Origin of the sequence: Paenibacillus sp. FSL W8-0187 (genome assembly GCF_037969755.1) — a bacterium.
Lineage (GTDB): Bacteria > Bacillota > Bacilli > Paenibacillales > Paenibacillaceae > Paenibacillus_AQ.
Genome location: NZ_CP150206.1, coordinates 4037550 through 4057429, shown reverse-complemented (window position 1 = coordinate 4057429; position 19880 = coordinate 4037550). Strand labels below are relative to the sequence as shown.

Genomic DNA, 19880 nt, shown 5'->3' with positions numbered 1-19880 from the left:
TCTATTTGTTTCGGGAAATAATTCGGTATTATTATACTGCAATATTATTTAATGGAAAACGACCGATCGAACCCCGGTCGTTTTTTTTGATAGGAATGAGATGTCGGAACGTCTGTCGCGCAGTTTCTTTAACTCTATGGGCTAGATAAGCTTTCTAGTTTTGAGATTACGAAAAATCAAAGGTGTGCAGGCTTTGCCTTAGCACTTGCATGAATGTTGTATGATTTAAGTTGAAAAGAAAAAACAAGGGGGAGAACCTTATGGAAAAGGGGAATCTTTTCAGCAAGATATGGGCAATTCCCAAAGATACCATAGCAGCAGGTCGTCGTCATACGGTTGGACTTAAATCGGATGGCACGGTGACGGCTGTGGGTGATAATAAATATGGCCAATGTGATGTAAGTGGCTGGCGCGATATGGTTGCGGTTGCGGCTGGTAATGTTCATATGGCGGCGAACACGGGTAATGCTCATACCGTCGGGCTTAAATCGGACGGCACAGTGGCGGCTGTGGGTTGGAATAAGTATGACCAATGCGATGTAAGCAGCTGGCGTGATATGGTTGCGGTTGCGGCGGGTTGGCGTCGTACCGTCGGTCTTAAATCGGATGGCACAGTGGTGGCTGTGGGTCGAAATAATGAAGGCCAATGCAATGTAAGTGGCTGGTGTGATATGGTGGCGGTCGCGGTGGGTGACTGGCATACCATCGGTCTTAAATTGGACGGTACGGTGATGGCTGTGGGTAATAATAGGTATCGCCAATGCAATGTAAGCGACTGGCGCGGCATCGTGGCAGTTGCGGCGGATTATCTTCATACTGTTGGGCTTGAATCGCATGGCACGGCGGTTGCTGTGGGTCAAAACAAGGTAGGCCAATGCGATGTGAGCGGGTGGCGCGGTATTGTCGCGATAGCGGTGGGTAGTCATCATACCATCGGGCTTAAATCGGACGGTACGGTGGCAGCTGTGGGCTGGAATGAGTATGGTCAATGCAATGTAAGTGACTGGTGCGATATTGTAGCAGTTGCGGCAGGCTGCGCTCATACCATCGGCCTTAAATCAGACGGCACGGTGATTGCTGCGGGTGATAATGAATATGGCCAATGCGATGTAAGCAGTTGGACTAACATCCAACTACCCGGCGGTAAGGGGTGGTAAGAATAAATAAAATAAAAATAATGTTTATTCCTTTAGTTATTGTTCTGATTTTTTAGCGGGGATAACCATATTCGAATTTTTTGTTTTGAGGTTGCTGGGTTTACAATATAATTCAACGGGTTCTTTGGTCGCCGTCAGAAATAGAAGTGATAATTGATTATGGAGATAAGATCCAACTGAAAGGAAAGTCAGTATTCAGAATTTAAAGAAGGAAAAATATCATTAATTGAAGACTACAGTTGATTAGCCAAGCGGGCTCTAAAAAGAGAATTAGTGATGAACTTTGCAAAAATAAAGGAAAGCAGCCGATTAATGTGATCGGCTGCTTTTCGCTGGTTCAGCTGACTCAAGTCTCGCAATCTCATAAAAGATACGATACTACTCCAGATTTTGCTTGCATAACCATTACCTTTATTTATATCGAGTATAACAAATATCAATTATTATAATATGCTCTATTCCATTATCATTTATTTTATAAGCAAATCCAAATAGGAGTCATAACTGTAAGCTGCAAGGGATTTTGTTGAACAAATCGAGTCGGAGATAGGGTACCGATTACGATTATGTCCGTCGGACCTAGGTGAGAGCGGGTCATTCAGCGATGAGTGCGGGCTGAATTAAAGGAGGAAGTAGTATCATATGGCATTGATTGTGTTTACTTTCATCGGGGTGTTTATCGGCGTATTATCCAGCCTTTTCGGCCTAGGTGGCGGCTTCGTTGTCGTCCCAATTCTATATGTTTTCCTTCCTCACGTTGTTCCTGCGGAATATGTTATGCATACAGCTGTGGGGACATCACTGGCTGTCATGATTATAAATTCAACGAATTCCACCTATAATCATTCGAAGCAAGGTAATATCAATTGGATGGTATTTAGACAATTAGCCGGTTTTATCGCATCAGGCGCTCTAATCGGCGGGCTGTTGGCCCGCTATATCGATGGTGGATTGCTCAAATGTGCATTTATTATGCTACTTTGTTATGTCATTATATCTAATTTGTACAAGAAAACAGCGAATAGTAACGATGAATTTCCGATCTCTCCTCTGCCAGGACGCATGTCCCGTTTCGTTATTGGATCGTTCATTGGCATTATTTCAACGTTGCTAGGGATTGGCGGTAGCGTTATGACGATCCCATACCTTAGAAAATATGGGATGCGGATGCTGCATGCGGTCGCTCTAGCTACACCACTAGGTCTGCCTGTCGCTATTGTCGGTGCATCCACTTATCTTGCTTCAGGATTACGGGTAGCTGGCATGCCAGATTCGACCATTGGATTTATTTATATACCTGCATTGATTGGATTTTCGCTTGGGGGGCTGATAGGAGTACCAATCGGGAGAAGGTGGGCTCAGAAAATTCCAGATACTTTGTTTTTTAGAATTTATTTATGGTTACTTATCATCGTGGTCATTACGATGATTATAGAATAACCCATCAAAGATGATGACTTGTTCAATGAACCATTCGGCAATATAAATGGATTTTGGCGTATAAAGTTTGTCTTTGATATCGGCCCTCATCGAGATATTTTGATATAGAAAGAGGTATAATAAAATAATAGAAATAATCAAGTACAACGCGATATTCTCGTTATTTATAAAACACGAAGGAGGGAATTTTATATGCAATATGGACCTGATCCTAATGCAATCTACCCAAATGAGGCAATTAAAAGTATATGTTATATTAAAAACGTTGTAACTCGCTCAAATATTGTTGTCGGTGACTACACATATTATGACGATATCAACGGGGCTGAAAAGTTTGAAGAGCGTGTCACACATCACTATGAATTTATTGGAGATAAGCTGATTATCGGAAAATTTTGCGCAATAGCAAAGGGTATTGAATTTGTAATGAATGGTGCAAACCATAGAATGTGCAGTGTCACTACCTATCCATTTAACATTATGGGCCATGGTTGGGAGAAAGCGACTCCGACCCTGGCCGACTTACCCCTTAAAGGTGATACTGTAATTGGAAACGATGTATGGATCGGTCAAAATGTGACCGTAATGCCCGGTGTACATATTGGAGATGGAGCAATTATTGCAGCCAACTCTGTTGTTGTAAAGGATGTTCCCCCTTACCATATTGCAGGCGGGAATCCTTGCAAAGTCATTAAGCAAAGATTTGACGATGAACTCATCGATTATCTCCTTCTCATTAAATGGTGGGATTGGCCTGTTCGTAAGATATTTGATAATCTTGAAACTCTATGCAGCGGGGATCTGACAAAAATCAAAGGAATTTAAGGGGGTGGCTCACAATGCGAACATCCATTTTCAGGCGTTTGTAGCTAAAGCTCCAAACTACTTGACAGCCCCGTTACATGTTCAAGCTTTTGCAGGTCAACCTATCAGCAGATAATTAACGATCTACAAGTAATGAAAGGCCGCCCATAGGTTGGCCTTTTTTTGCTTTGCTTATCTACAATAATGTGAAGAAACACAAAACGATGTTTTCTCAACAGTACTCAATGACTCTAACCGATTGCAAATATCGTAAATTCAGTAGCTGTCTGATCATCAAGTGCAGTCATGAAGCGTGCATGAACTAAATACAGAAAGGCGTGATTTAACGTGTATCCAAGACACTCTGCATTTATGAGGATTTCACATAAAGGAGGTCAACCAGTAAGTTCTGGTGACCTCAGTTATGATCTATCCGTCTGTACGAAGCGTCAACAAGCGTTTTAGGTTATCATCAATAAATTTGTTATCGGCAATGTTGATTCCGCGACCGGCAAAATGTCCCCAGATCGACTTGATCGGATTGAAAACAGCATTAGGCATAAGCTTAGCCTCGTATTCGTTATCATCCGCAGAGCAGAAGAGATCCGTGCTCCCTGGCATGACGCAGGCAAGTGCTTTAATGCTCTTGAGCGCCTTATCGAAATCTCCGTTGTAGGAAGAGTTTGCGCTAATATCTGCATTTTGTCCTGTCCATAACATGGCTAAGACATTGTGCGGATCCATCTTCATGAAACTATCTTCCCAGACGCCCACCATAAAATCTGCCAATGAGTCAAATCCCAACTCACGATAAAGTTCCTCTCTGTAAAACGCGTGTGATACGCCCCATCCGGCATAGACACGACCAACCGCGCGCATGTCTGCAGAAGTCAACTGATTTAGTTCACTTGAATCGAAGCGGACTGCAGCCATGAGTGGAGCTCTCATTCCTTCCAGGACCACATACGTCTGGGGCCAGGTCTTTGCAACTCCGGCGAAAGGTGCAATTCGTTCCACCATGTCGGGATAACTTGCCCCCCATTGGAATGCTTGAATGCCTCCCATTGACCATCCAACGACGAGAGCGATCTTTTCAATACCGAATTTTTCGGTCACCAGCCGATGCTGGAATTTAACGTTGTCATAGATGGTTACCCCCGGAAAATGAGCCCGGTCAAATGGGGGAGGCGTGTTACTGGGAGACGAGGATAACCCGTTGCCCAATAGATTTGGAACGATAATGAAATATTCTTGCGGATCTAGGGCCATGCCGTTTCCAATCAACCATTCATTCTGAACATGCTGATCGCCAAAAGCAGTTGGATAGACGATGACATTATCTTTCTTTTCATTTAATCTTCCATAAGTTTTATAGGCAAGAAAAGCGCTCGGTAACGTCACACCTGATTGCAAGGTTACGTCACCCAAATCAAAAATCTCATAATCCATCGTTTTGTCTCTCCCTTCAAAATGAAACCACACATGTAGCGTGTATTTCTTGTACTAAGTATAGATCCGTGGTACTCTCAATAAAAGTGAATGAAATTCAAAGTTGTATTCAATATTATTGAAAGTAAGAAGGGGGATCATACGATGGAATTGCGCCAATTGAATACGTTCCGCACGGTTGCATCAACATTAAATTTCACTCGGGCTGCGGAAGTGCTGAACTACGTCCCCTCCAACGTCACGATGCAAATGAAAGCCTTGGAGGATGAGCTTGGTGTTCGTCTCTTTGACCGCTTGGGCAAGCAGCTCGTTCTCACAACTGCAGGTAAACGCTTTTTAATTCAGATCCAAAGTGTTTTAGACAAATTGGATGAAGCCCGCAGCGTCGTTCATGATAATGAAAATCTTATCGGCACCCTAACGATCAGTGCCAATGAGGTTATTTGCGCCTATCGGCTTCCAGCTGTCTTTCAACTATTTCGTTCACGCTATCCTGGAGTGCGCCTCATCTTCCGCTCCGTTCCCAATCAAGAACTCAAGCAAGCTCTCTTTGAGGGAGCCGCGGATGTCGTCTTTATGTTGGACGAACCCATTCGCTCGAGCGGACTTGAAGTGGAGCCGATGGTGGAAGAAACTTTCCGCTTATTCGCTGCTCCTGACCATCCACTTGTGAAACCAACGGTACTGCAACTGGAAGACTTTCATGGACAAGTATTTCTTACGAATGAAAAGGGATGTCCCTATCGAACCATGTTTGACCGGCAATTTGAGAAAGAGGGCATTGATACGATTACTTATTTAGAGTTTCAAAGTGCCGAAGCCATTAAACAATGTGCAATTTCGGGAATCGGTATTGCCTTTCTTCCTGAAATCGTAACGAAAGCCGAAGTTGAACGGGGCGAACTTGTTGCTCTTCCATGGCAAATTCCGGACTTGCACGTGTATACACAGATGTTATGGCATAAAGATAAGTGGCTTTCACCCATCATATTATCTTTCATAGAAGCAGCAAGGGAAGTTATTGCTATAGAGGAGGAGAATAAAACCGTTTAGCTATTATAGTTAGCTATATTAGTTAGCTACTTTAGCGAATGATTTTGGGGCCCATGCGGACACACGATTCGCTATTTACCGAAAATCGGTCCATTTGGGAGTCAATCCGGACATACGTTCCGTTAATCTACCCATAACCACTAATTTAGCCCGCAATAACCTACAATAGCGGATCTCATGTCCTCATACATTCGTTAATGAGCAGAAAAATAACAAATAGCGGAACTACAGTCCTCAACCACGGCTAATCCAGAGCAATCGTGCTGCTTGAGAGTCCATGCGGACATACGTTCCGTTAATCTATCCATAACCACAAATTTAGCCTGCGATAACCTACAATAGCGGATCTCATGTCCTCATACATTCGCTAATGGGCAAAAAAAAGAAATAGCGGAACTACAGTCCTCAACCACGGCTAATCCAGAGCAATCGTGCTGCTTGAGAGTCCATGCGGACACACGATCCGCTATTTTCCGAAAATCGGTCCATTTGGGAGTCTATCTGGACACATGTTCCGTTAATCTACCCATAACCACAAATTTAGCCTGTGATAACCTACAATAGCGGATCTCATGTCCTCATACATTCGCTAATGGGCGGAAAAAAAGAAATAGCGGAACTACAGTCCTCACACATCGGGGGGGACGATAAGCTTTAAAAGGGTCGTTGGTTCACTCATCATTCGCCTTGACCATATTAACCTAACTGAAGCGCACCATTGAACCACACGGATTTGATTGCCAAGGAATCCGAGATCGTCGTTGTTGGATCACCAAGATTGGAACAGAAACGGGGGATACATCCGTCCCCACCAGAATATCCACATCGGGTTTGTGCAGATCCATGGCGTTTTTGAAGCCTTCAGGAATATTTATTTACCATTTTGAGCAAATAATTACGGAATTCTTCAACATAGGATTGGGGCTCTACGATTTCTAGATTAGTCCCGAAACTTGCTAAAAATTGAAATCCAATACTGTTCTGAGGAATATGGATAGTGGCTAAGAAATATTCAGAGTTAAAGTTTTCAATGCTCTTGCGACCGTACCTTTCAATGAATTGATCTTTTACACTGGGCGCAATCAACGCCTTGATAGCAACAAGTTGAGGTTGATAACCGGCTTCATTTTGTTCAAATACATAATCTCTAGGGATAAAGGTTTCTTCATCCATATTGAGATTATCGATCCTGGATAATTTAAATGTTCTATAGCTCTGACGATGTAAACAGAATCCCTTTAAATACCAACTCGTTTCGCTAAAATGAAGCTGATACGGCTCAACAATTCGATTCGTTATCATGCCATTTTTATCTATATAATCGAATGAAATTAACTTTCTCCCTATTATCGATTCCTGGCATGTCTTCAAGGTTTGAAGAATCTCGGACCGACCCTCCCAATCATAAAATGAAAGTCGGACTGAACTTTTCAGTGACATGGGGTGAACCATGGCTTCCATTTTTTTAATCGTGATTTCAACTTCCTCGCTAATTAGAATTTGTTCCAATCCGCCGAGTGCAGTCAATATATTTTCTAAGTCGGAGCTGCTTAAAAGACGTTTATCCACCTTGTATTCATCCATAATACCGTACCCACCATGAATTCCAAGAACTGAATAGATGGGAATGTTGGATAAGCTCAGTGTTTCCATATCGCGAAGAATCGTTCTTTTGGAAACGTTAAATAATTGTGCGAATTCTTTTGTTGAAACGATATCCTTTTTCAGCAATATCATGATAATGGATATTAATCTCTCAACTTTCTCCATAGCTGCCCCTCTTTTGGTACAAATTTTTAAATGGTGACATGCGTCTGTCACCACTAATAAATTATACTTCATTTATCAAAAGAAGGAGGTACAACTTTATGTCAGCAATTGTATATTTAAACTTTGATGGAATCGCAGAAAGAGCAATTGAATTTTATTCGGAGGCTCTAAATGCGAACGAGGTAAAAAAAGTGAAATTTAGGGATTTTCCTCAGGATCCAAACTATCCGTTGCCAGAAAATGAACTCGATATGATCATGGAGTCTTCGGTAGAATTTGCAGGCGGGAAAATGATGATGTCGGATATTTTGCCTTCCATGAAGGCGGTGACAGGTGAGCTGGTGAAAGGAAACAACGTACTTATTAGTCTAGTCATGGACGATAAACAAACTTTGGAAGAATACTTTAATCAATTATCTGTTGGTGGCCATGTTGTGATGCCGTTATCTAATACTCCTTGGTCTTCGTGTTTTGGAATGCTGGTTGATCAGTTCGGAGTTGCCTGGAAATTTAATAGTGACGCAGATCGCTTCCTTGATAAAGTCAGTTCAAACAAACAGTAACTCATTCAAAACATGGCCTTCCAATGAAAGGGCCATGTTTTGATATTCTCATTAGAAAGGAGGAGGATGGGGATTAGTTATGGAAATCGAACATGTAATTCCAGTAACATCAAGAGAGGATTTAAGGATTTGGCTGCAGAACCATGGCAAGACTGAGGAGTCTTGCTGGGTCTTGGTTAGTATGACGCCAACCCCTGATAAATTGTTATATTTAGACGTCGTTGAGGAAGCATTATGCTTTGGATGGATTGATAGCGTCAAGAAGAAAATTTCTGAAAGAGAGCTGGCTCAGAGACTATCACCTAGAAGTAAGAAAAGTTCATGGACTGAATTAAATAAAGAACGCGTCCGCCGACTTGAAAAGCTGGGGTTCATGAGAGACGAAGGCAGAATGGTTCTTCCTGAGATGGATCACGATTCTTTCAGACTCGATGGAGTTATTGAGCAAAGACTAAAAGAGGAAAAGCAAGTATATGAGAATTTCATGGCATTTCCAGGTCTTTATAAAAGAGTTCGGATCGACACGATACAAAGCAATAAGAATCAGCCAGAATTATTTAAGAGCAGATTAGACAAGTTCATAAACAACACGAGAGAGAATAAAATGTACGGTCAATGGAACGATAATGGCCGTCTACTAGACTATTGATATTTCTGGGTTGAAGGCACACAACCTTAGTCCGGTTGAGTACCGAACTAAGGTTGTGTGCCTTACCTATTTTTATCATGGGAACTCTATTGTATTCGACATTATGAAATCAAAAAATTCCTCAAGATGATTTGCTGCTTTTCCAACTTCTTCAAATTCATTCCACTTAAATGCAGTATCAGAGCTATGATTATATTCATTCTCACAAAGGAACCACGTCTTTCTCACTAGGTGGCGGGACAGGGAGCCGATGCGGCTTCTGAGCGGCAGAGAGAACGTCGTCTAAGACTACAAAGGCACGATGTCTACGGGGAAACAGCGGGAGATGTGTAATGCCGGTTTCGAGAAGGAGCGTGACACTCTCAAGAAGCTGTGTCTGCCAAATAATGGGGATCACCTGAGCCGATGCGGCAACATGCCCGGTAGCGCAGGGCATTTGCATTCCGCTTTCGGAAGACCGGCACATCGTTACGCCGATTGATCGCGCCAGCTACAAGTGGGGAAAAGGAATACAACAAGAGTACAGCGGTGGAACACGTGAACAGCCGGTAGGATGTATCGTTTGGATTTAAACTGTACACCATTCGTGGCATGGTCAAGATGAAGATGCGATGCGGGCTGGCGCTGGGGCAGATCCAGGAAAATCAGGCTGATAAGATGAGAAGCCTGGTATCCAGTGCGTAACGGAAAAAAGAGCAATCTACAAGTGGATCACTCGCACAAAAAGAAATCCACCCCCTCGATTTTGTGGAAAAGCCGGTCAACGGCTGGTTTGAGGCTTCTCATATTCAAGCATGGAGATTTCTTGACTGTACATTGTATGTCACATTAGAACCTTGCTTCCATGTGTGGAGGGGCGATCATTCTAGCTTGAACACTAAGAGTTGTCTATGGCGCAACTGACCCGAAAGCAGGATGTGCTGGAACACGAATGAACTTGTTAGATGAGCCTCGGTTTAACCCTCAAGTTGAACTCCATACAGTCGTACTTCAAATAGAATACAATTAATTGTTAACTCCGTTTTTTAGGCAATTACGAAAAAAATAAATAATTTAAAAAAGTGAAGGGGTTGGACTAATTCGAGCGTCTATTTATGCAGGGAAAGATCGGTTCACGAAAAGGTATCAAGTAGTCCTACGGAATACATAAGAGCATCTTTAGATTTACTATTTGTGTCTGTATTAAGGGGACGAAGATTATAAGCGCCCGTGAGGGAAAGTTGGTGATGTTATGGGCATATTTTGGAAAATGGGAGCCAGAAATTTTTTGGCCCAGATACGGCAAACGCTACTCACCGTATGCATAGGGTCTATCGGTGTCGTTCTGATTTTTTCTTGTTATTTTGTCATTTCTTCTATTACACACAGCAAATCACAATGGGAAGAAAAACACTTTGGTGTCATTGGTACAGAGATTTATTCGCGTGTCGGACTTGATTTGACCGAGGCTCAGATTAAGAATGTTCAAACGAAGCTTCAAACCAGGAATATTACCAGTCTCCCCTACGTGTCTCAGGTAGTTTCCGTGCACAGCGGGAATAATGAGAAAGCCAGGGAAGATAGCATCGTTGCATTAGGGTTTGATTTTCAAAAGGCTCGGGAATTAGAACCGAAGCAACCGCTGTGGTCTACGGATCTCCTGACAGCAGAAGAAGCGATTGTATCCGTTCCGCTGGCACGGCGGTTGGGACTTAGTGCCGGTGAAACAATGGTGATCTCGTTTGCCGGGCAAGAAGTGCCTGTAACGATCCGTGATGTAGCAGAGGAACGCGGATTAACAGGTTTTCGCGGAACAATGCGCGCACAAGGGACAGTTATTCTTTCGGATAGGCTTGCGCATCAGCTATTCGGCGTTCCAGAAGCAAGCGCACAAAGTATTTTACTGGCGACGGACATGATGTATTCATCATTACCAGGCACTTCCTTTTTTACGGATCTCACGGAGAGAGCAATCAAAAAAGAAGCGCTATCTCATATGTCGATGGTGCAGAGTATTTTCACGCCTCCATTTTTGTTTTTTGTCGCTGTTTCTTTGTTCGCTGGAATTCTGCTGTTGGCGCAGTTGTTTAATATTCTGAAAGAAAGGCGCAAATATTATCTTGGCGTGCTCCGATCGCTTGGACTCAGTAACCGCAACTGCTTTGTCATCTATGTGAGTGAGTGTACGTTACTGTGTGCGGTCATTACCATCTCGGGAGTTGTTCTCGGGAATGTACTCGGTTTCGGATTGCTGTCTGTTAATGTATTTTATATCGAACAATTACTGGAACGGTATGCCGCTTACGCCTATCCAATCCAACCCCACGTGGATGTGGTGGCAACATGCTGGATTGTGTTGGCCATGTTTATCGTTTTCTTACTCCTCGCTTGTTTTGTCGGGCGTTTCATTAAGCGCACATCCATTCTGCACCTTATGGGCAAGGAGGACAATCGTGTGAATCCGGCACAGAAGCGTCTGCTCAAAATCTTAGGTTGTCTCCTTGTCACAGTGGCATTCATTTATTTTAATTATGTCGCCACAGAGGGGCTTTCAGATGGCGATAGGCTTGATGCAAAAGTATTCGGTTCGATTATAAGTTGGCTTATTGGAATTATAACGACTGCCTATCTTATGTTTCTCATTGTACCTTGGATGAAACGGGCATCCTCCGTTTTGCCGCATCGGTGGTTGGATCGTTTGGCTGTTACGTTAGGCACGCAGTACCCGCATATGCGGTTTAATCGTTCATTTGGCATCGTTTTATTGTTCACGGTATTATCCTGCTGTTTGATTGTGATGATCAGTTTCGCTTCCAATGTTGAAGATTATGCCGCTGCAAACAAGAGAGATTCTTTTATGGCTACCGACGCTTATATGTCTTATGCCGATGAGCGGGAAAAAGATAAGCTGACAGACAATATGAATGAAGTACAAGAAATCGTGCATGGTGCTGCCTACATGGATACGTACAGACTATTGGTTTCATCTCCTGACAATGCACTTGATCTTACAGAACTAACACCCCCTACGAATGGTAACAAATGGGCATATTCGCAAGTTGTGTGGGGAAAGTGGCTAGGGGAAGGTTACCAATTACCGCTCACCTCCCGTGCGCCGCAATTTCAGAGCGATGCAGAAGTATTTCAGGCCATGAGCGATCAGGCGTCTGTCGTTCTGGTGGATGATTCATTGGAAGGCACGTACCAAGTAGGCGATCAGATTCCGCTTCGTTTACTGAAAGGTGGGGGCAAAGAGGAGAACCTGATTGGAGAGGAAGTGGTCACGATAGCGGGAACGTTCGCCATTGGTAAAGATAACCGCTTCAATGGCAACGTATTTTTAGTGGCTGACGAACTCTACAATAAATATAGCACAAACGGCGCTTATAAGCACCCTGGGGATCCCAAAGGCTATGCGCTTTTGCAGTTGACTGATACAGGTGTGACGGCGGTAGATTCCATAAAGACACTGAAATACCATTTTACAAAAACAGCTGGTGTTACGGTCAGAACGCCTGGTGAGGACCAGGCAATCATTACGACGATTGTTAAAGCTGAATTCACGCTGTTTTCTTACATTATGTCATTCATGATGCTTATGGCCTTACTCGGCATGTATGTGATTCAGATTCGATCTGTACAGGAGCGGGCTCCCCATATGGTCATGTTATGGCAGATGGGGGTAAGTCAAAAGTCGTTGAAACAGGTTTTTATCGTAGAGGGTTGTCTGATTGGTATCATTGGGCTGATTAGCGGTATTGTGGTCGGAAGGCTCGGTTCGGAGATGCTGATGCGTTTGGCGTGGATGGGGGTTAAGTTTTCGTTCCCTTATCTGGAAGTGACAGGTCTCATCTTTGGATTGCTGATCTTCATCTGGTTGTTCAACCGATTCAGCACAGCCGGATTAAGACGTAAACAGATCAGTCGGACAGAGTAACATGGGGGGAGGATGACTGATGGAACATAATGGTTACAGGAAATTCTTGAAAAAGGCGCAGCAACGTGTTGTACCCGAGATTGGGGAGTTGCTTCCTAACTTCCCCGTAGGGACGAAAAATCTATATGATTTTTTAGGAAACGGACTGTTAGTGATTGTCGTTTCTACTCGGTGTGCGGCTTGCCAAGATGCCCTTGCTGTGTTATCCGATTACTATCAGATGCATTCGGTTAATACGGTCATGCTAGTGGACACACTGGAGGACAATATGCCCTTATTCTATGAAGCGTTTGCTGCGTATGCGGAAGTGTTTCATATGGAGACGGAGAATTGGAAAAAACACTTTGCTGGCGTTCCATGGGCGGCAGCACTGGACAGAAACGGGGTCATATTGCAAGCGGCTCCATTCAGGTCTTTGCCGACACTGATACCGGTACTAGACTTTATTGATAAGGAGATGATTCGCCATGATGACTAAGATCAGCCGGTTGTTCGATTCATTGCGAGAACCGAGTAGTAAAGCGCCTGAAAAATATCACTTGGGTGAAGTGCCGATGTTTGCTGGACGAATACAACATCGCAACTCCACGTTAATTGTCATTATCTCTTTGTATTGTGCAGTATGTGTTGAGTTGCTGCCAAAACTCGAAAGTGTTGCCGATGTATTCGATGGGGAGATTGTTCTTGTAACCGATGGTGACGTGAATGAAGCCCAAGCAATCCAGCAGCACTTTGACTTTTCCTTTGACGTACTGTCCGCTTCCGCTGAGGAATTCCATAACGTGTACCGCCCGGAATTTACCCCCTATGCCTATGTACTTAACGCTGACCGTACGATTGCCTACATGGGGCATGTGGGAGAGGTGACGACGACGAAGGGAACGATTGCCCAATTAGGTCTTATGCCCGTGGTAGAGGAGGTTTCTCGATCATGATTGTAGCCAAAGATGTTCGTAAGAGCTACGGCATGGTAGCGACTCCACAAACAGTCGCATTATCAGGGGTGGATTTACGCATTCATAGGGGCGAGATGGTGAGCATTATGGGGCCATCCGGTTGTGGTAAGTCTACGCTGCTTTATACGCTGTCAGGTATCGAGCCAGCTGACAGTGGCGAAATTTGGTTCGACAAGCAAGCAATACACCAAATGAGAGAAAAAGATGTCTCCGCGCTCAGATTGACGTCGATGGGTTTTGTCTATCAGCAATACAATTTGATTCCTGTGTTGAATGTCATTGATAATGTGGCGTTGCCGCTTATCAGTCAGGGCGCTCAGAGGTCAGTTGCCCACAAAGCTGCAAAGGCGGCACTTGAAGATGTCATGCTAACGGATAAGTTGAAGGCCATGCCGCATGAACTGTCCGGAGGACAAGCCCAGCGGGTTGCAATTGCCCGCGCTATTGTCCATAATCCTCGCGCCATCTGGGCTGATGAGCCTACTGGAGCTCTGGATACTGTGACATCCGAGGCGATAATAACTTTGCTACGCAAGATAAATACAGACAAGCAAGTGACCATCGTTATCGTCACGCATGACCCGATAGTTGCATCAGCAACAGATCGTGTAATCCGTATGAAAGACGGAAAACTAACTGATTCTGTTGAGAGCGACAAGGTAGAAGGAACAGGCGAGTGAAGAGCCATGATCGTGTTTAGTTATGCGCTTGATGTCCTGTTTTCAGCGATCTTCTTGCTGGCACTACGTAGCAAGGTAACTAACGTAACGAATTTTCGCTATGAAATCTTATCCTATGGGGTAGTGTAGTGGGGAATTGATTTGGCGATTTTGTTGCTTGGCGTATTCACCATCCTGTATTGGAGAAAACGAAAGATAACAGGCGCGAAAGGATGCCACTGTTTCGGACATCATAGTTGGCTGAATCAGATGCCAATTTATCGGAACGGGACGCTTGTCATCCTGCTAGCTGTACACTTAATATTGCCGCATCGTCCACCGGGAGGGTTCCACCAGATAACCCTGTTTTTATAACCACCAGTCTGTTGTCCGTGTGGTTCGATTTCTTCTTACTTGGAATGACGGTTTTATCAGTATCATATCCGCGATCCGCCAAGACGATTTTTCTTGATCGACCGATCGCTTGGAATTGCTGCCCCCTTTTGCCCCCGTGCCGTGTTGATGAACACACACAATGGAGGAATCAAGTATGACATATTTGTCATCGGGATCAGCCGCCAACACGGCAAGCATGCGATCGAAAATGCCGGATTTCCCCCAACGACGGAAACGACTGTAGACCGTGCTCCATGCCCCGTAGTATTCAGGCAAGTCTCACCACGGGGCACCTGAGCGAAGCACCCAGAGCATGACGTTGAACATTTTTCGGTTATCGATAGCAGGGCGTCCGCCTTGCGGTTTTCTCTCCTGTGGCAGTAAGTATTTAATGAATTCCCATTGGTCGTCTCGTATCTCGTATCGTCTTCTCATAGGTTAAGATTACCCAATTTATGCCTGAGTTCATAGTTTGCATACACGCCCTAAGTGTGATGCATTGTTTTACAACACTAAAAAATCTAAATATTCATTAGGAATTTCTTTATATCTAGCTATAAAGCTGCCACTTAAATATACATTGTTAGCCGGATTTTTGTTTATCGTCCAGCCGCTTTCTTTAGCCCAATTCATAAATTCATTCATTTTGTTATTCATGGCCCACCCCTCCCGCATTATTCACTCCAATTTACACCCGTTGTCTTTCCCCTCGGTATTACCTTTCTTCCTAGAATGGTATCGAATAATAAATTGAAGACGAATTGATCCTTTCTGCACCTGAAATTGATTTCTCTATCCTATGATATGGATGCCTTGCAAGAAAGGAGTTATTGTGTGTGAAAATGATACAACGCTGGGTAAGCATTTTTTTGTCAACAGTGATACTATCGACCCTCGTCGCCTGTAGTGCGGCTGACGACACGGGTCAGTCTAAGCTCGGTACGACGCAAGAGCCTGTGAACGGCGTCCAGGAATTGTTCGGCAGCAGCTTGTTCCTAGGCGACTCTATTATCGGAGGACTGACGAACGAGGACCTGCTGCCTGGGGCAAACGTTATGGGGGGATTGGGCGCAACGGTCCAATCTACGCTGGGCAACGTCGAAGAGATCACCAGCCGCAAACCGTCGTATGTGTTCCTGTCATTGGGGCAGAACGATCTAGGGGAACCGAGAGAGGAAGCGAAGAAGACGTTCATACAGCAATACACCCATCTGGTTGATCGTATAAGGGAACTATTGCCGACGGCGCGCGTGTACGTACTGTCGATCCCGCCAGTCGACGAGGAAGCCGTGAAGCAAGAGCCTCGGGATGCGAGCATTACGGACTACAACCAAGCACTTGATCAGTTGGCCGATGAAATGAAAGTCGATTACGTGGACTTGTCAACCCTCTTTGCCGCCAACAAAATCCGTTACGCGGACAACGGCGTTCACTTCAAGCCGGATTTCTATCCGCTGCTTCTGGATTACTTGATGGAATTCGTAAAGTAGGGAAGTGGCAGGTTTAGGAGTGCCGCCAGATATGCGATTTTGGTCCCAAAATAGATTAGAGTTGTATTTAGATAACAACGTTTGTCTAGCATGTGGAAAAGTGCTAATATCCAAATGATGCACATACTGGTGAGTCTAAGGGCTAATGTCATGCTCATTAAAACTTGAGAGGTTGTCACATGTCTAAAACAATAATGATTGTAGAAGATGAGCAGATTTTACGAGAAATCATAAAAGATTATTTGCTTGAAGAAGGTTTTGAAGTGCTTGAAGCGGACGATGGCAAAAAAGCTCTGGCGCTATTTCAAGAACATGAGCTGGATCTGATCATTCTGGATATCATGCTCCCTGAATTGGATGGATGGTCTGTATGCAAACGCATCCGAAAAGTATCAAACGTTCCGATTATCATGCTGACGGCCCGTTCGGATGAGGATGATACCTTGATGGGTTTTGAACTTGGAGCCGACGACTACGTAACCAAACCGTACAGTCCTCCAATCCTGCTGGCCCGGGCGAAGCGGCTTTTGGAGAGCAGACAGACCCGGGACCAGGAAGACGATACATTGTCCAGCAACGGTATTTCCATCCACTTTCCATCCCGAACGGTTACGGTGGATGGGGTAAACTGCAGTTTGACGCATACGGAATTTGAAATTTTGGCTTATCTGATGAAAAACAAAGGAATTATTATCACCAGAGAACAGCTGATTACAAAAATCTGGGGGTATGATTTTGTCGGCGACGATCGGACTGTCAACAGTCATATCCGCAATTTGCGTTCCAAGCTAGGGGAGCATGCCAAGCATATTGCCACGATTGTTCGATCAGGTTATAAATTCGAGGAGAAGTTATGAAAAAAGGCATTGTTCTTAAGCTGTTCCTATTAACGACGGGATTATGCTTGTTCATTCTTGCCGTGATTTTTATAGGGCAAACCGTATTTTTCAAACAGTATTATGTTCACCAGAAAGTGAAGAGCGTTAACAAGGCGCTGCAGGCTTATGAACAAAGCGACTTGAATCGGGCCGCGAACACCCAAGAGATGGTCAAGCTCGAGCAAGACTTCTATCAAAAGAACAACACATGGATCGCGACGCTGGACGCCCGGGGGAATCTGAAATATACCGAAGATTACATCATGGAAATCAAGCTGGAACATTCGGATGATGCCATGTTCTCCAATAAAACGTTGAACGTACCTCTATACAGTTTTATCAACGTAGAGGACTTCAGCAGCAATAATCCGTTCCTCACTCCTTGGATCAAAGAAGGGGAACCGATTGCGATCGAAGGCTTGATCATGAACAATAAGCCGGTGATCCAGCGGATGGCGAGGCACGCATACAATCTGAGAGAGGAAAACCAGCTGGAAAATCGGCAGATGGTGAACAAAGAGGGCGAGGTCCTCAATCGAACGAACGTGATCCAATATCGTGAAAAATATCCCGGATTTCTGGTCCAAGGAACCATTGCGAAAGTCCGGATACCGAAAGGCGCAGAAGTTTCTCGTTATACGAATCACTTGTTTCTGGACCGTATCAAAGCTTTCCAAGCGGATCTGCTGTACGGCGACTATGATCCTGCCGTGAATTCGAATCGGACTATGGATGTCGAGGAATACCGCGTGGACTATAAAATTTTCGTGGACCGCATTCAAGATGGTGACGGTAATCCGGCATACTTGTTTGCGATGACGTCGCTTCAGCCGGTCAACGAAGCCGCGGGAATGATCCAAAATTATTATGCTTACATCATTATCGCGACGCTTCTCCTCGTGATGCTGGCATCGTTCTATTATTCCCGCCAGATCGCCAGGCCGCTGCTGCGCATCAACCGCACCACCCGGCAAATGGCAGACCTCGATTTCTCGGAGAAAATCCCGATCACAACAAAGGATGAAATCGGAGACTTGTCGCGCAACATTAATGAGCTCTCCGAGCGGCTGCACTCCCATATTCTCCAGCTTGAGCAGGACATCGAGAAAGAGAAGCAGCTGGAGAATACGAGAAAAGAATTTATATCCGGCGTATCTCATGAGTTGAAAACGCCGTTAAGCGTCATACAAAGCTGTCTTGCGATTTTGAAGGACGGGGTTGCAAGCCATAAGCGGGATTATTATTTTGAGGCCATGGAAGACGAAGTCAAGAGGATGGATCTGCTGATCGTGGACATGCTAGAATTGGCAAAATATGAATCGGGAACGTATAAAATGAACAAGGATTCCTTTTATATCGACGCCGTCATCGAGCGGGTATGCGCAAAATTGGCTACGGACTTAGAGGCAAAGAAATTACATCTTGATATGTCTCTGAAACCTGTCGAAGTGCTGGCAAATGAGCGGCGAATTGAGCAAGTCGTTGTCAATTTCCTCAGTAACGCGATTCGCTATACGCCGGAGCAGGAGTCCATTCTCGTCAGCATTATAGAAGATGGGGAGACCGTTAAAGTTTGCATCGAAAATAAAGGAGCCCACATTCAAGGCGAACAGCTTGAGAAGATCTGGGACCGGTTTTATCGCGGCGAGCCTTCCCGAAAACGGTCGACTGGAGGGACCGGACTTGGCCTTTCCATCTCCAAAAAGATTCTGGAAATGCATGGTGTCCCATATGGTGTAACCAACACTCCCAATGGAGTCCTATTCTATTTTTATTTGAATAAGAAAGCGTAGAACCCGGTTCTGCGCTTTTTTAATTTATGTCTACTGAGAAAGTACGTCGATCGATGTTTTTCTTATGTTTATTTCTGAGGAAAAGAAAGCTTAAAACAAAAAAACGCAGACGGCGACTTATTTCGCTTGCAGCGATTGGTTTGCTTTGTTTTTGTCTGATGAAGTGGTTGCCATGGGATAAGGCTCCCGTTTTGGGTCAGCATGGAGAACAGTCTGTGAACCAACTGATTGCAAGGAATGTTAGCCAACCTAAACCGGAAGGGAAGATCGTTTATTTAACGTTTGACGACGGTCCGAGCGAATGGACGGAGGAGTTTCTTGACGTTTTGCAGCAATATGGCGTAAAGGCGACTTTTTTTATGCAAGGAAGCAACCTGCAGCGCAAGGATCTGCAAAGTGTCGTGAAGCGTGCAGCAGACGAGGGACATTATATTGGCGGTCACAGCATGACTCACGAATACAACAAACTGTACGAAGAGAGGCAATTCGTATCTGAGATGAAAGACAACTTGGCGTTGATCCATGAAATTACAGGTGAACGGCCGAATTTGGTGCGTCCGCCATACGGTTCAGCGCCTGGACTGGACGATAAGATGCTGCGCGACCAAATTGCCCAAGAAGGAATCAAGATTTGGGATTGGACCATTGAATCGAATGATTGGCAACTGAAGGATCACCCGGATCAAATTGTCGAGAATATCAAACAAGCAACAAAAGTCGATTTGGAAGTCGTATTGATGCACGAAAAGCCGCAAACCCTGCAGGTTCTTCCGGAGATCATCGAATTCTACGAAGAAGAAGGCTACCAATTTGGTGTTTACGACGATAACGAGCATTTTCACTTGAATTTTCAAAAGGATCATCGCTTGTAGACGCAGCAATAGCATCCTTTGGAACAGGGAGCTGT

Annotated in this window: 18 protein-coding genes and 1 pseudogene; 15 read left to right on the top strand and 4 right to left on the bottom strand. The window is 44.5% G+C overall.

Annotation, left to right across the window (positions count from 1 at the left end):
- Nucleotides 1-260 precede the first annotated feature (260 nt).
- The 3 genes from MKY48_RS18040 (at nt 261) to MKY48_RS18030 (ending at nt 3422) form a co-directional block, all read left to right on the top strand.
- Nucleotides 261-1157: a chromosome condensation regulator gene (locus MKY48_RS18040; protein WP_339290189.1), complete on the top strand. Its 897-nt coding sequence runs from the start codon at nt 261-263 to the stop codon at nt 1155-1157.
- Between the two features lie 642 nt (nt 1158-1799).
- Nucleotides 1800-2597, top strand: coding sequence for a sulfite exporter TauE/SafE family protein (locus tag MKY48_RS18035; RefSeq protein ID WP_339265160.1), 798 nt, complete (start codon nt 1800-1802; stop codon nt 2595-2597).
- A gap of 192 nt (nt 2598-2789) precedes the next feature.
- Nucleotides 2790-3422 carry a Vat family streptogramin A O-acetyltransferase gene (locus MKY48_RS18030; protein WP_339290187.1) on the top strand — a complete coding sequence of 211 codons (633 nt, stop codon included), beginning with the start codon at nt 2790-2792 and terminating at the stop codon, nt 3420-3422.
- A 408-nt stretch (nt 3423-3830) separates the two neighbouring features.
- Here the strand turns inward: MKY48_RS18030 and MKY48_RS18025 are convergent, their stop codons facing one another.
- A complete protein-coding gene (locus tag MKY48_RS18025) occupies nt 3831-4850 on the bottom strand; it encodes an alpha/beta fold hydrolase (RefSeq protein WP_339290185.1) in 1020 nt (339 codons plus the stop codon).
- A 144-nt stretch (nt 4851-4994) separates the two neighbouring features.
- Here MKY48_RS18025 and MKY48_RS18020 point away from each other — a divergent pair, with 144 nt between their 5' ends.
- Nucleotides 4995-5903: a LysR family transcriptional regulator gene (locus tag MKY48_RS18020; protein WP_339290184.1), complete on the top strand. Its 909-nt coding sequence runs from the start codon at nt 4995-4997 to the stop codon at nt 5901-5903.
- A gap of 861 nt (nt 5904-6764) precedes the next feature.
- Here the strand turns inward: MKY48_RS18020 and MKY48_RS18015 are convergent.
- Nucleotides 6765-7673 carry a YafY family protein gene (locus tag MKY48_RS18015; protein WP_339290182.1) on the bottom strand — a complete coding sequence of 303 codons (909 nt, stop codon included), beginning with the start codon at nt 7671-7673 and terminating at the stop codon, nt 6765-6767.
- 98 nt (nt 7674-7771) lie between these two features.
- Between MKY48_RS18015 and MKY48_RS18010 the strand changes: the two genes are divergently transcribed.
- The 7 genes and pseudogenes from MKY48_RS18010 (at nt 7772) to MKY48_RS17980 (ending at nt 14437) form a co-directional block, all read left to right on the top strand.
- On the top strand, nt 7772-8236 hold the full coding sequence (locus MKY48_RS18010) for a VOC family protein (RefSeq protein WP_339290180.1): 465 nt from the start codon (nt 7772-7774) through the stop codon (nt 8234-8236).
- A 79-nt stretch (nt 8237-8315) separates the two neighbouring features.
- Entirely contained in the window at nt 8316-8885 is a 570-nt protein-coding gene (locus tag MKY48_RS18005; protein WP_339265152.1) for a YdeI/OmpD-associated family protein, read from the top strand.
- Between the two features lie 777 nt (nt 8886-9662).
- Nucleotides 9663-9894 (top strand): annotated as a pseudogene (locus MKY48_RS18000) (nucleoside deaminase); the annotation flags it as partial.
- Between the two features lie 258 nt (nt 9895-10152).
- On the top strand, nt 10153-12801 hold the full coding sequence (locus MKY48_RS17995) for an FtsX-like permease family protein (RefSeq protein ID WP_339290178.1): 2649 nt from the start codon (nt 10153-10155) through the stop codon (nt 12799-12801).
- A 19-nt stretch (nt 12802-12820) separates the two neighbouring features.
- Entirely contained in the window at nt 12821-13279 is a 459-nt protein-coding gene (locus tag MKY48_RS17990) for a hypothetical protein (protein WP_339265148.1), read from the top strand.
- Complete coding sequence (locus MKY48_RS17985; RefSeq protein ID WP_339265147.1) at nt 13269-13736, top strand: hypothetical protein; 468 nt, start codon at nt 13269-13271, stop codon at nt 13734-13736. Before MKY48_RS17990 ends, MKY48_RS17985 begins: the two co-directional genes overlap by 11 nt.
- Nucleotides 13733-14437 carry an ABC transporter ATP-binding protein gene (locus tag MKY48_RS17980; RefSeq protein WP_339265145.1) on the top strand — a complete coding sequence of 235 codons (705 nt, stop codon included), beginning with the start codon at nt 13733-13735 and terminating at the stop codon, nt 14435-14437. Before MKY48_RS17985 ends, MKY48_RS17980 begins: the two co-directional genes overlap by 4 nt.
- A 348-nt stretch (nt 14438-14785) precedes the next feature.
- Here MKY48_RS17980 and MKY48_RS17975 read toward each other — a convergent pair whose 3' ends face one another.
- Nucleotides 14786-15088 (bottom strand): hypothetical protein, encoded by a 303-nt coding sequence (locus MKY48_RS17975; RefSeq protein WP_339265144.1) that lies wholly within the window; start codon nt 15086-15088, stop codon nt 14786-14788.
- Between the two features lie 228 nt (nt 15089-15316).
- On the bottom strand, nt 15317-15469 hold the full coding sequence (locus MKY48_RS17970; protein WP_339265142.1) for a hypothetical protein: 153 nt from the start codon (nt 15467-15469) through the stop codon (nt 15317-15319).
- Nucleotides 15470-15654: 185 nt separating this feature from the next.
- On the opposite strand from MKY48_RS17970, the gene MKY48_RS17965 reads away from it, so the two are divergent.
- The 4 genes from MKY48_RS17965 to MKY48_RS17950 all read left to right on the top strand — a co-directional run bounded on the left by MKY48_RS17965 (nt 15655) and on the right by MKY48_RS17950 (nt 19845).
- On the top strand, nt 15655-16302 hold the full coding sequence (locus tag MKY48_RS17965) for a GDSL-type esterase/lipase family protein (RefSeq protein WP_339293524.1): 648 nt from the start codon (nt 15655-15657) through the stop codon (nt 16300-16302).
- A 179-nt stretch (nt 16303-16481) separates the two neighbouring features.
- A complete protein-coding gene (locus MKY48_RS17960; protein WP_339290175.1) occupies nt 16482-17159 on the top strand; it encodes a response regulator transcription factor in 678 nt (225 codons plus the stop codon).
- Nucleotides 17156-18973, top strand: coding sequence for a HAMP domain-containing sensor histidine kinase (locus MKY48_RS17955; RefSeq protein ID WP_339290173.1), 1818 nt, complete (start codon nt 17156-17158; stop codon nt 18971-18973). Before MKY48_RS17960 ends, MKY48_RS17955 begins: the two co-directional genes overlap by 4 nt.
- Nucleotides 18974-19026: 53 nt before the next feature.
- Nucleotides 19027-19845 (top strand): polysaccharide deacetylase family protein, encoded by an 819-nt coding sequence (locus MKY48_RS17950; protein ID WP_339265136.1) that lies wholly within the window; start codon nt 19027-19029, stop codon nt 19843-19845.
- Nucleotides 19846-19880: the final 35 nt, after the last annotated feature.

Bases quoted from the DNA above. Each gene is read 5' to 3' on its own strand.
- MKY48_RS18015 (WP_339290182.1), bottom strand. From the start codon at position 7,673: ATGGAGAAAGTTGAGAGATTAATATCCATTATCATGATATTGCTGAAA.
- MKY48_RS17960 (WP_339290175.1), top strand. From the start codon at position 16,482: ATGTCTAAAACAATAATGATTGTAGAAGATGAGCAGATTTTACGAGAA.
- MKY48_RS17965 (WP_339293524.1), top strand. From the start codon at position 15,655: ATGATACAACGCTGGGTAAGCATTTTTTTGTCAACAGTGATACTATCG.
- MKY48_RS17990 (WP_339265148.1), top strand. From the start codon at position 12,821: ATGGAACATAATGGTTACAGGAAATTCTTGAAAAAGGCGCAGCAACGT.
- MKY48_RS17955 (WP_339290173.1), top strand. From the start codon at position 17,156: ATGAAAAAAGGCATTGTTCTTAAGCTGTTCCTATTAACGACGGGATTA.
- MKY48_RS18010 (WP_339290180.1), top strand. From the start codon at position 7,772: ATGTCAGCAATTGTATATTTAAACTTTGATGGAATCGCAGAAAGAGCA.
- MKY48_RS18025 (WP_339290185.1), bottom strand. From the start codon at position 4,850: ATGGATTATGAGATTTTTGATTTGGGTGACGTAACCTTGCAATCAGGT.
- MKY48_RS18030 (WP_339290187.1), top strand. From the start codon at position 2,790: ATGCAATATGGACCTGATCCTAATGCAATCTACCCAAATGAGGCAATT.
- MKY48_RS18020 (WP_339290184.1), top strand. From the start codon at position 4,995: ATGGAATTGCGCCAATTGAATACGTTCCGCACGGTTGCATCAACATTA.
- MKY48_RS17970 (WP_339265142.1), bottom strand. From the start codon at position 15,469: ATGAATAACAAAATGAATGAATTTATGAATTGGGCTAAAGAAAGCGGC.
- MKY48_RS18035 (WP_339265160.1), top strand. From the start codon at position 1,800: ATGGCATTGATTGTGTTTACTTTCATCGGGGTGTTTATCGGCGTATTA.
- MKY48_RS18040 (WP_339290189.1), top strand. From the start codon at position 261: ATGGAAAAGGGGAATCTTTTCAGCAAGATATGGGCAATTCCCAAAGAT.
- MKY48_RS17950 (WP_339265136.1), top strand. From the start codon at position 19,027: ATGTTTTTCTTATGTTTATTTCTGAGGAAAAGAAAGCTTAAAACAAAA.
- MKY48_RS18005 (WP_339265152.1), top strand. From the start codon at position 8,316: ATGGAAATCGAACATGTAATTCCAGTAACATCAAGAGAGGATTTAAGG.
- MKY48_RS17980 (WP_339265145.1), top strand. From the start codon at position 13,733: ATGATTGTAGCCAAAGATGTTCGTAAGAGCTACGGCATGGTAGCGACT.
- MKY48_RS17985 (WP_339265147.1), top strand. From the start codon at position 13,269: ATGATGACTAAGATCAGCCGGTTGTTCGATTCATTGCGAGAACCGAGT.